Source organism: Cyclobacterium sp. 10D3-21 (assembly GCF_055809755.1).
Genome location: NZ_CM147924.1, coordinates 3845003 through 3856588, shown reverse-complemented (window position 1 = coordinate 3856588; position 11586 = coordinate 3845003). Strand labels below are relative to the sequence as shown.

Annotated in this window: 7 protein-coding genes; 4 read left to right on the top strand and 3 right to left on the bottom strand. The window is 39.6% G+C overall.

All coding sequences use genetic code 11. From position 1 onward, the window contains the following. Positions 1-136: 136 nt before the first annotated feature. Positions 137-2836, bottom strand: a complete 2700-nt coding sequence (locus AC0L7T_RS15255; RefSeq protein ID WP_473336241.1) for a DUF7133 domain-containing protein — start codon at positions 2834-2836, stop codon at positions 137-139. A 333-nt stretch (positions 2837-3169) separates the two neighbouring features. Between AC0L7T_RS15255 and AC0L7T_RS15250 the strand changes: the two genes are divergently transcribed. The 4 genes from AC0L7T_RS15250 (at position 3170) to AC0L7T_RS15235 (ending at position 7916) form a co-directional block, all read left to right on the top strand. Further along, a complete protein-coding gene (locus AC0L7T_RS15250; RefSeq protein WP_473336239.1) occupies positions 3170-4246 on the top strand; it encodes an amidohydrolase family protein in 1077 nt (358 codons plus the stop codon). Between the two features lie 163 nt (positions 4247-4409). After that, positions 4410-5405, top strand: coding sequence for a sterol desaturase family protein (locus AC0L7T_RS15245; protein ID WP_473336238.1), 996 nt, complete (start codon positions 4410-4412; stop codon positions 5403-5405). Positions 5406-5582: 177 nt separating this feature from the next. Next, complete coding sequence (locus AC0L7T_RS15240; RefSeq protein ID WP_473336236.1) at positions 5583-6599, top strand: zinc-dependent alcohol dehydrogenase; 1017 nt, start codon at positions 5583-5585, stop codon at positions 6597-6599. Positions 6600-7145: 546 nt separating this feature from the next. Next, the gene (locus tag AC0L7T_RS15235; protein WP_473336235.1) at positions 7146-7916 is read left to right on the top strand and encodes an SDR family oxidoreductase; all 771 of its coding nucleotides are present in this window, start codon (positions 7146-7148) and stop codon (positions 7914-7916) included. A 159-nt stretch (positions 7917-8075) separates the two neighbouring features. Here the strand turns inward: AC0L7T_RS15235 and AC0L7T_RS15230 are convergent, their stop codons facing one another. Together AC0L7T_RS15230 and AC0L7T_RS15225 are read right to left on the bottom strand one after the other, a co-directional pair. After that, a complete protein-coding gene (locus tag AC0L7T_RS15230) occupies positions 8076-9293 on the bottom strand; it encodes an IS256 family transposase (protein WP_473336234.1) in 1218 nt (405 codons plus the stop codon). A 561-nt stretch (positions 9294-9854) separates the two neighbouring features. Continuing rightward, positions 9855-11537 (bottom strand): sulfatase, encoded by a 1683-nt coding sequence (locus tag AC0L7T_RS15225; RefSeq protein WP_473336233.1) that lies wholly within the window; start codon positions 11535-11537, stop codon positions 9855-9857. Positions 11538-11586 lie beyond the last annotated feature (49 nt).

Sequence of the window (11586 nt, the reverse complement as noted above, 5' to 3'; positions counted from 1 at the left end):
CAAAATTTTAAGATTTAAAAGTTAATGGCGGGGTCTTAGCATCCGGCAATAACCCAGAAAAAAATGGCAATCGTTTTTAGAATAAATGGTGACAAATCAGAGCTGAAAGCGCCTTGATTTGTCACCATTTTAATATTTATCTGGCGTAGACATTTAATTTCCGCATATTCCAAGGCTTTTCGCCTTCTTCCAAGCTTTCAATTTTTATAAATTTGGCTTCGGAACTGTTGTCCCAACTAACGGTGTTGGCTCCTTGATTTCCTTTAGCCTGAGCTACTTCAGTCCATTGTTTACCATCTAAGGACACCATAACTTTATAATTCCCTAGATTCATTTCATCTCTAGATTCAAAAGTTAACTCCGCAAGGGCTGCCGCCTTTGGCAATTCAACCTGAAACCAACTGCCATTTTTTAGGTTTCCATCGGTTTTCCAACCTTTAAAACCAAAGACATAAGAGGGATCTCTTGTTGACCCTACACCTTGTAAAGAGGTACTGCTTGCTGTTACTTTCCAGTTGTCTTGAGGGGCAAGTACTTTTGGTACTTCAGCTACCAAGGCATCGTATTGGTAATTCCCATCCTTTTGTTCGGTGTCTTTACGGATTTTTGCTACATAATCTGCTGACACAAAGCTTCCTGAGTTACCAAATTCATTTCTAATATAAGAGGCAACAGCAGCAATATATTGGTCATCATTGCTATTCATGGCAATCATTACCCCTTCGTATTCCTTGCCTTCTATTGCTCCGGTAAGGCCATGAAGAAGTGTCTTGACGATGTATTCCGGATGACCTTGAACTCGTGGTGAACCTGAGAATGCTGGTGCAATCAATTGACCACCGGCAGCGCCAGTAGGCGTTCCAAGCCCTTTTACACCATGACAAGTTGCACAGTAACTGTCAAAAATGGTTTTTCCTTGGTTATATAGCACAAGATCAGCTGGGGAATACTGTGTTTCTGCTAGTTTTTTTGCTTCAGCAATTTTTTCCAATAGCTGTTTAGTGACCAATTGAACCCCTTTGGCTTGATTGGATTGCTGAATAGCTTTAAGGGTTTCTTCGATACCGGCAACTTTTAAAACATAGGCGCTTTGAAGGGCCTGAATGACTACTGAAGGATCAGCATCCAAAGTCCTTTCTTGGTAGGACTTTTCAAGGCTTTTCTCTCCATATTTATACAAGGTTTCGCTAGCTCGTAGTCCTTGAATCCTGATAGCCACACTTTCATCCTTGAAAAATTCCAATACAAGGTCCTTTTTAAGTAAGCCTAAACCTTCCAAAGTCCATAAGGCATGGATTCTAGCCAGTTCATTGCTGGAACTTTTGGCCATTTTTACCAAATCGGCCTGAACAGAATGGTCTTGTCTCAGAATTAAGAGTTGTTGTGCCTTGTCTCTCCACCATCCATTGGGATGTTCCAGGTGCTTGACAAGTTCAATAGCACTTTCTTCAAACATTTTGGGCTTGTTTTTGTCTCTAGACATACCCTTATAGGTTACTCTCCAGATTCTTCCATTCTCTATGACATCGTCCATTTGGTACTGAAGGATTTTTGTACGCAAGTAACTTCCATCCTGGGTCCAGTTACCTTCCTGGATAATCCCACGGTACATGTCCACGATATACAGGGTGCCATCCGGTGCAGTTGCCATATCTGTTGGTCTGAAGAATGGGTCTGTAGATTGAATGAATTCTGATTCGATATCCAAGTATTGGTTTTGAATAGAAGTGATTCCTTCCTTTTTTTCCGAATATACCTGTCTTACTATTCTACCTACAGGTTCACCATAGAAATACTGGTTAACCAACTCTTTTGGCAATCTGTCACCTCTGAAAACATCATTTCCAGCAGCACCTGTTACATTATTTAATGAACCATCAGGTTTTGTTTCCCTCATACCAGGTTCAAAATCCGCTAATCTTACCAAACTGAAAGGGAGTCTAAAATCTTTTTGGAATTGTTCTTTCACAGAATAGTTGCCATACACGATTGGAAAGTTAAAGTTTCGGGGTACTCCACCGGCACCATCCTGAAACCACACCTGTCCATAATTGTCCTGAGTCACTCCCCATTGGCCATAAGGATTTCCTGTTGGTTCCTGAATTACCCCATCAGGTGTCCATCTAATTCGCTTTGAATTGTAGGTACTGTACATCCAATTGTCCATGGCCCAGGTAAGGAAACTGGTTTGGTGTTCTACATTGCCGGATCTTCCAAGACCGGTAGCAAACAATTCTTTTTTATCTGCTTTGCCATCATTGTCGGTATCTGTGTACTTATAAACTTCGTCTTCATTGGATTCCATTGACAGAATAGTACCTGGTCCAAATGGAACGACAAATCTTGGGAAAACCAAGCTGTCTAAAAACACAACGCCATCTTCATAGATGCCATCATTGTCCTTGTCTTCCCATCTTGAGATACGGCTGGTAGGTAATAATTCACCTACTGCATCTATGTCCTGCATATAACTCCTTAACTCTAGTACATACATTCTTCCATTGCCATCAAACTGTATGGCTGCTGGTTCTTTGATTTGTGGTTCGGTCAGTATTGGCGCAATAGTATAGCCAGGTTGGAGAACGAAAGTCTTTTGTTCTTCATTGGCAGACAATGGAACCAAAGGGGCCAAAGGGCTTAGGTCAATGCCTTTCCATCTTGGAGAAGTCAGGTCTGCTGATTCAGGAATAGGAACTTCAGGGAAAGGTGCTTCTGCTCTTTTTGGATCGAGACGCTCTACAGGTGAAATATCTGAATATGACTTTTCTTGGGTGCAACTGAAAAGCAGAAGGAAAGAAACACCTAGACTAAGAAGTGGTTTTACTGAGGAATGCATTAAAATTTAATTTACTACACCTTGTTAAGATGTAAAGGTTCTGATGATATGGTCTTAATAATTGAGAACTATTGGTCCTGATTAAAATTAGAGGGACAAAGTTTACTATTTTTTTAAATATATAGAGGATTAAAAAATAATTTTTTTATCGTTTTTTTCTTACTGGGAATAATTTCCTTTAAATTATGCCGAAATAGCCTGATGACCAAAAACGATACTCGTATCAAATTTTAGCATCGGATTTAAGAGTTGAAGTATTTAACCAATTGTAGATGCGTTGACAATAATCTCTTTTTCCTGTTTTAATCCCTAACCATTCCTATTTCTATTTCAATGAAAAAGTACCTATCTATTATTTTTGCGCTAACAATTTTTGCCTCATGTGCTGAGGACAATGCATATTATTCCCTGGAAGATTATACTAAGGTCAAAAAGACAGATGTTCACATTCATATTATGTCAGACAGGCCTTATTTCGTGGAAAAGGCCAAGGCTGACAATTTTCACTTGGTGAATGTTGCCTTGGAAATAAATAAGGGTTGGGATGATGTTTATATCAAGTACAATTTTGGTAAGATACAACAGGAGCAAAACCCTGAAACTGTCGATCTGGTAACTGCATTTGCCGTATCGGATTTTGATGCTCCTTCTTGGGAAGAAAAAGTAATTTCCTGGTTAGACAGTTGTTTTGATGAAGGAGCAGTGGGAGTGAAGGTTTGGAAGAATATAGGCATGGTATCCAGAGATACTGCAGGCAATCTAATTTCGATCGACGATGTTAAGTTCGATCCTATTATAGCCCATATTCAGAAAAGGGGCAAAACCTTAATGGGACATCTTGGAGAACCTAAAAATTGTTGGTTGCCATTGGATGAAATGACGACCAATAATGATAGAAGTTATTTTAAAAAGCATCCGGAATACCATATGTACCTGCATCCTGAAATGCCTTCTCATGAAGATATTGTGGCCAGTCGGGATAGAATGTTAGAAAAACACCCTGACCTTAGATTTCTAGGGGCGCATATGGGGAGCTTGGAGTATAGTGTTGACGAACTGGCCAAAAGGTTTGAGAAATTTCCTAACATGGCTATTGGTCTTGCCGCTAGAATGGGACAGGTTTTTTACCAAACGGTAGAAAACAGAGAAAAAGTCAGAGACTTCTTTATTAAATACCAGGACAGGATATTGTATGCAACTGATTTGGCTGATAATGACAACATGACCAAAGAAGAACTGGAGGCCACTATGGAGAGTGCCTGGAAAAGGGATTGGGAATACTTTGTTACAGACAATGAAATGGAGAGTGATTTGATCAATTCATCCTTCCAGGGAATTAAATTGCCTAAGGAAGTTGTGGATAAGATATTTTATAAAAATGCCAATACCTGGTTTGCCATGAATCCTTGAAAGTTGATTTGGATTCTTTTTCATGTAATTTAGATTCCTATTTACTATTTTAAAAACCAGATTTAACAAATACAAAACCCAAATGATGGTTAAGGCTTGACTTATTAAACAAAAGGATAAGACCAGTCATAAACCAATAACCTAGATTATCTTATTATTACAAATGGAGTTTTTAAACAATTTATTCAGTGAAATAACCGGGTTTTTAGGCATCAACAGATTGATGGAAATCTTAAGTTCTGGGGATTATGCAGCATTTAAGACCTATGATGGCATCACCTCATTGATTTTCCCAATTATTCCCTTGCTGGTTTTACTAGAACTGATTTTAAGTTTTATTTATAAAAAGCCACAAACCAAGGTTTATAAGGTCAATTTCTTGATTTATGTTTTTAATCGGATTGTGGGTAGATTTATCGCCATTGCCATGGTGGTTTTACTCATAGGCTTGTTGGAACCCTATGCGCTTTTCCATGCAGAACTTACCTGGTACTGGTTTATTTATGGCTATATAGTTTGGGAGTTTGCGCATTTTCTGTACCATTATTGGGGGCACAAAGTCCGTTTGTTTTGGTGCCTGCATTCTACCCATCATGCACCAGAGAACATGAACCTTTCTGTTACTTATGCGCATTTCTTTCTGGAAGCGCCTTATGCTGACACCATACGTACCGCTGTGTGTATACTAATGGGAGTTCCTCCTGAGATGTTGTTTGTGATTATGTTTATTGATGGTACTTATGGTGCCTTTATTCATGTAGGTGAAAATTTGATGAAGGACGGGAGAATGGGTTTTCTCAATAAGATCATCCTTACGCCTTCCCACCACAGGGTGCATCATGCCAAAAACCCCTTATACATGGACACTAATTTCTGTAATTTATTGCTTATCTGGGACAAAATATTTGGTACTTTTCAGGATGAAGACGATAAAATTGAAATAGAATATGGGATTACCCGAAAAATGGATTCCGGTAACTTTGTTGATGTTTACTTTGGGGAATTTATAGCTCTTTATCGGGATGTAATCAATGCCCCGGGACTGAAGAATAAACTATTGTATATCGTCAAACCTCCGGGATGGCATCATTCTGGTGAATACCAAACTGCAAGACAACTAAGAAGGGAGTATATCGAAAACAATAATTTAAAAAAATAGTTTTTATATGAAATGCCATTTGATTTTACCCTGGAAAGATCCCTTTAATTTTTGGCCTTAAGGATCATTTAAAATTCCAATACCGGGTTTTACTGCATTTCATTTAGGAATTGAAGCTATAGCTGACAATTCAATATTAGTCTATTAACCTAATCATAACTTAAAACCTATACAATTTTGAAAGCAACAGTTTATAACGGCAATGGCTCCTTTTCTGTCATCGATAAAACATTGGAAGAACCAGCTCATGATGAAGTCCGCATTAAGGTGGCCTATACAGGTGTTTGTGGAACAGACGTTCACATTTATCATGGAATGATGGACAAGCGGGTAGCTATACCCCAAACCATCGGGCACGAAATGTCAGGAACCATAGATGCCGTTGGCGAAAATGTCAATGATTACTCAATTGGTGAAAAAGTAGTGGTTAGGCCTTTGGATGATCGCTTGGTCAAAGCTTCAGACAAAGGATACAACCATATTTGTGCAGGCCTTAAATTTATTGGTATTGATAGTCCGGGATCCATGCAGCAATATTGGAATGTTCCGGCCTTTGTTTTGCACAAATTAAAACATGAAACAGACTTGAAATTGGCAGCATTGATAGAGCCTCTATCTGTAGCTGTTCACGACGTTAAAATGAGTGGTCTGGTGCCCGGAGAAACAGCCGTAGTGCTAGGTGGTGGGCCAATAGGCTTATTGGTGGCTTTGGTCGCAAAGAATGCCGGCGCCAATGTGATTATCTCTGAGGTCAATGAGACCAGAATAAAAAAAGCAGCGGAATTTGGCCTGCAGGCCGTTAATCCTACAAAAACGGATATTGTTGAATTGGTGCGGGAGCAAACAGAAGGCCGACTGGCCGATGTGGTTTTTGAAGTAGCAGGAGTGCAGCCTGCCCTGGACATAATGACGGAGCTGGCAGGCATTCGAGGGAGAATAGTCATGGTTGCCATCCATGGGGAAAAGAAACCGGTAGATCTGTTCAAATTCTTTTGGAAGGAATTGAAGCTTATAGGGGCAAGGGTATATGAAAAGGAGGATTATGAAAAAGCCATTGCATTGATCACTGCCAACGAGCTACCTTTTGAAAAAATGATCACCGATGTACAGCCTTTGAGCAATATTCAGCAGGTTTTTGAGTCCATAGATAAAAATCCTTCTGGCTTAAAAGTATTAATGGATTGCCAGCTTTAAAAGCAAATAATCCCAAATAGGTTGTTCCATCTAATTTGCTCAAGATATGATTGGTTGTAGCCATGGGTTTTAATAGAAGGACTGAAGTATAAAAATAGAACCTGATTTTGGCGGTATTGTTGCTGATTTTCTTGCGACTATGTTGACAAAATCACAACGTTATTTATTACTGTGGTTGTGGATTATTTCATTTGACCTCAGCAAGCTCCAGCGGGGCGCAATATCACAGCCAAGAGTGCAAGCCCTTGGTCTAAAAGATTAATTACATCTTGATTTTGTCGGTATTGTTGCTGATTTTTCTGCGACTATGTTGACAAAATCACAACGTTATTTATTAATGTGGTCGTGGATTATTTCATTTAACCTCAGCAAGCCCCAGCGGGGCGTAATATAACAGCCAAGGGTGCAAGCCCTTGGTAGAAAAAGATTAATCACATCTTGATTTTGGAGGTATTGTTGCTTTTTTTTCTGCAACAATGCTGACAAAATCATTACGAAATTACCTCTATCGAGGTATTAAAAATTTTAACATTTAAACAATTTAAAATGTCAGTATTGAACGCTTTCAATTTAGAAGGTAAAACAGCTTTGGTAACCGGTTGCAAGAGAGGGATAGGCAAGGCCATGGCCATAGGCTTGGCAGAAGCAGGTGCGAATATCATTGGCGTTAGTGCCACCCTCGAAACATCAGGCAGTGCAGTGGAACAAGAAGTAAAAGCATTGGGAAAAACATTTAAAGGTTATGCCTGTGACTTTAGTGATAGAAAAGCTTTGTATCGCTTTATCGATGCCGTCAAACAAGATTTTCCGGTAATAGACATCCTTATCAATAATGCAGGAACCATTCTCAGAAAGCCAGCTGCTGAGCATCCTGATGAAATGTGGGACAAAGTCATCGAAGTAAACCAAAATGCCCAGTTTATACTTACCAGGGAAATCGGTAAAGAAATGGTAAATAGGGGAGCAGGTAAAATTGTCTTTACCGCCTCCTTATTGACTTTCCAGGGAGGCATTACCGTGCCTGGCTATGCCGCAAGCAAGGGCGCTATAGGCCAGATGACCATGGCTTTTGCCAATGAATGGGCAGGTAAAGGAGTAAATGTTAACGCCATTGCTCCTGGTTACATTGAAACAGACAATACAGAAGCACTTCGCAATGACCCGGAAAGATCAGCTAGTATTCTTGGAAGGATACCTGCGGGCCGTTGGGGCAAGCCGGAAGACTTTGCTGGGCCTACCGTATTCCTATGCTCTGAGGCCGCATCTTATATGCATGGTACCACCATGTTGGTAGATGGCGGCTGGATGGGAAGGTAGTGAATTGTTAGTCCTTTCGAGTTCGTATTTAGATAGGATAAGGTTTGTTTAGAGAACAAGTCTTATCCTATTTTTTTGCTTTAAAAGGGAGTGTTAGCTAAACTCTGTCCTTCCCTTCCCCAGGGGTACCCCTGGGGAAGGGAACTAAATAATTAATTTTTATTCTACATCCAAGCTCAACCTCCCTTCAAATCTAATCGCTAATTGTTGAACTGTCAACCCCCAGTTGTGAAGAGGAGATGTCCATTTCTTTTCGATCCTCCTTGTAGCAAGATAAACCAGTTTTAGCAGAGCCATATCACTTGTGAAAGCTCCTTTGGTCTTGGTGACTTTTCTTACTTGTCGATGATACCCCTCAACAGCATTCGTGGTATAAATAATCTTCCTAATGGGCTTAGTATAAGCAAAAAAGGTACTAAGACGATCCCAGTTGTTGTTCCATGAACGAATGACTACTGGATATTTTTTCCCCCATTTTTCCTCCAAATCCATCAATGCTGCCTCTGCTTGGTCTTTGGTATCAGCTCCATAGATCAGTTTGAGTTCACGGGCAAACTCCTTTTGTTCCTTACTGGCCACATACTTCAGGCTGTTGCGGATCTGATGCACGATGCAGAGTTGCACCTCAGCTTTTGGAAATATAGACTGGATTGCCTCGGGAAACCCTGTTAGGTTGTCTGTACAGGCTATCAGAATGTCCTGTACCCCGCGGTGTTGTAGATCACTGAGCACCTGAAGCCAGAAGTTTGCTCCCTCACTTTCGGAAAGGTACATGCCCAGTATTTCTTTTCTCCCTTGCTTAGTAATACCCAAGACATTGTATAGAGCCTTATGTCGCACTTTGCCTTCTTCCCGTACCTTGAAATGCATAGCATCAAGCCATACGATACAGTAAACTTCCTCTAACGGACGGTTCTGCCATTCCTTGACTTCTGGAATCACCCGGTCAGTAATTTCGCTGATCACTTCGGTGGACACTTCAGTGTCATACATCTCCTTAATATGGGCAGATATATCTCGCATGCTACTTCCCATACCATACAGAGCGAGGATCTGGTCTTCCAAACTGTCGGCTAAGATTCGCTGCCTTTTCTCGATAATTTGAGGCTCAAAACTACTCCTACGGTATTGAGGTGTTTGGAGCGTCACTTCTCCAAGATTGCTCTTTACTGTCTTGCTTCCTCGTCCGTTTCGTTTGTTGCCAGAGGCCCATCCCTTTTCTTCATCCTTAAGATGCTCTTCCATCTCAGCCTCAAGAGCCTCTTGCAAAAACTCTTGGAGTATCGGAGCAAAAGCTCCTTCCTTTCCGAATAAATTGTCTCCTGATAAAAACTGTTCTAATACTTTCTTCTTAAATGCACTCTCTTGTTCTTTCATATTCCTCTATCTTATAAACTTTAACTAAAATTCAAAGTTTTAGACAGAGTTTAGATTACAGCCTCCTTTAAAATGGACATTAGCTTTATTGTTACCTTATTATCAACCCTTGCTAATTTTCTAATACTTTATATCCATATTTAAAAACCATGATATTTTTTATGGAGATAATTATTATAGGATAGTCCTCTTCCTTTTTAACAGGTAAATACTGACAATTAATAGAATTTAAATGTGCTATTTAAACTATGAATAATATCGAATTATTCAAATTAAATACTAATATCACTCGATTTTAGATGAGTGTTACTCCATTAAATGATGATTAGCTAATCATCAGATTTATCAAATTTATAATAGTTTAAATTCTATATAAGTATGTCTAAATAGGGCGTTAATTGAATTGTAAAATTCATAAATATAAATCATTTATATTAATATTTATTCTACATAAACATCTGTTAATCAGCTATTTTACGTGTAACTTTTAAAGTTATTTAAACTTTTGAATTTACAATTGTATGCCTTTTTATTTTTTGCTTTATTAAAACGTTAAGTCACTTATAAAATATCATTAAATAACACTTTAAATTTCTCATCCCTTACCTCCTTGTCCGCATTGTAGCTTGGGTTCAATGTGGGCCAGTATCGCTTGTCAATGTTTTCTTTTATCCATTCTTTTAACTTTATGAATAATTCTTTGGTTTGCACAGGAGAAGTTTTAGACAAGTCATTTTTTTCAAATGGATCATTTTCAATATTGTACAAACGTAACCTTCCATACCAATCAAATATAAGTTTGAAATCGCCTTCTCGGATAGCGGAATGTGGTGTCAATGGATAAGGTTCGTAAGGGCTATTGTAAATTACATTGAATGGATAGTGCCAGTAATGACTTGTTTTGGTATAGCTTTTCTTTTGGTTTTTACTGTCTGTTAACAGCCCCATTAAACTCTCACCATCCAGGTCATTTGCAGCTACTATTTGTTTTGCGTTATAGCCTCCTGCTTGCAGTAAGGTAGGATAGATATCTGTACAATCTATGGCTAGGTCTACCCATTGTCCTGAAGGAACATTGCCTTTCCATCGAAAAATCAAGGGAACTCTGATGCCGCCTTCGGTAAGACAAGCTTTTCCTCCCAGGAAGGGACTATTGCTGGTACCATCACCTCTTGGAGTGATAGCGGCATCTATTCCTCCATTGTCAGACATAAATACTACCAGGGTATTCTCTTCCAGTCCTAGGCTGCTTAGTTTATCCAATATTTTGCCCACGGAACGATCCAATCCTTTGATCATTGAGGCATAGGTAGGGTCTTTATGGCCATTCCATCCTTTAGTATCTTTACCCTCAAAATAACTGATTTCATCTGCTATACCCTGATAAGGGGAGTGTATAGCGAAATGGGAAAAATACAAGAAGAATGGCTGCTCTTTGGTTTTAGCCCTTTGCTCCAAAAAATTCAAAGCCTGTGTGGTCAAATCATCAGTGAGGTATTCCTCAGAGCTTGGATTCCCGGCATCTCCAATATCCAGTTTTTCAGGTGCCAGCTTAGGGAAAGTCTTATTGGTAGCATCATTCCATCGGTCCTTCCAATTAAAATAGGACGATCCACCAGCATCATACCATGCCAGAGGTTCAAATCCCTGATCTTCGGGTTGGTAGCCTTTTGCTCCAAAACCTCCAATATGCCATTTTCCAATAAAAGCCGAGTGATAATCTTCCAATGCCTCAGCTATAGACAATTCATCCCAGCCCTTGTCCAAGTCAGATCCTGTGGGAATGGCCGAATTGGAAATGCCATTTATCAAGGCTTGTTCTATCATTATATTGTCTTTATGCTCCAATACATCATGAATATACTGTCCTTCAGGAACAGCTATATCCTGGTTATAATAAGTAGCCCTGGGCGGCATGGCAGTGGTAAAACCAAGCCTGCCTGCATATTTGCCAGTGAGTAGGCTTGCCCTGGTAGGCGAACACAGTTGGTTGGCATAGGCTTGAGAAAAAGCAGTGCCTTCGCTGATGAGTCTGTCTATGTTAGGCGTTTCATAGAACATTTTGGAAGTATCCGCACCTGTGAATTTTTGCGCATAGGCCTGGCTGTCCATGATCCCATAATCATCCGCTAAAATGAAAACTATATTTGGACGACTAGCTACAGGCTTTTCGGCTTTTTTTTCTTGGTTCTGACAAGCGCAGCAAAGAAAGAGGGAGAGCGTTAAAAATGGTATTTTATTCATTGTTTTAGGTATTTGGGCTATTGTATCATGATTTTACGAGGATTAAACA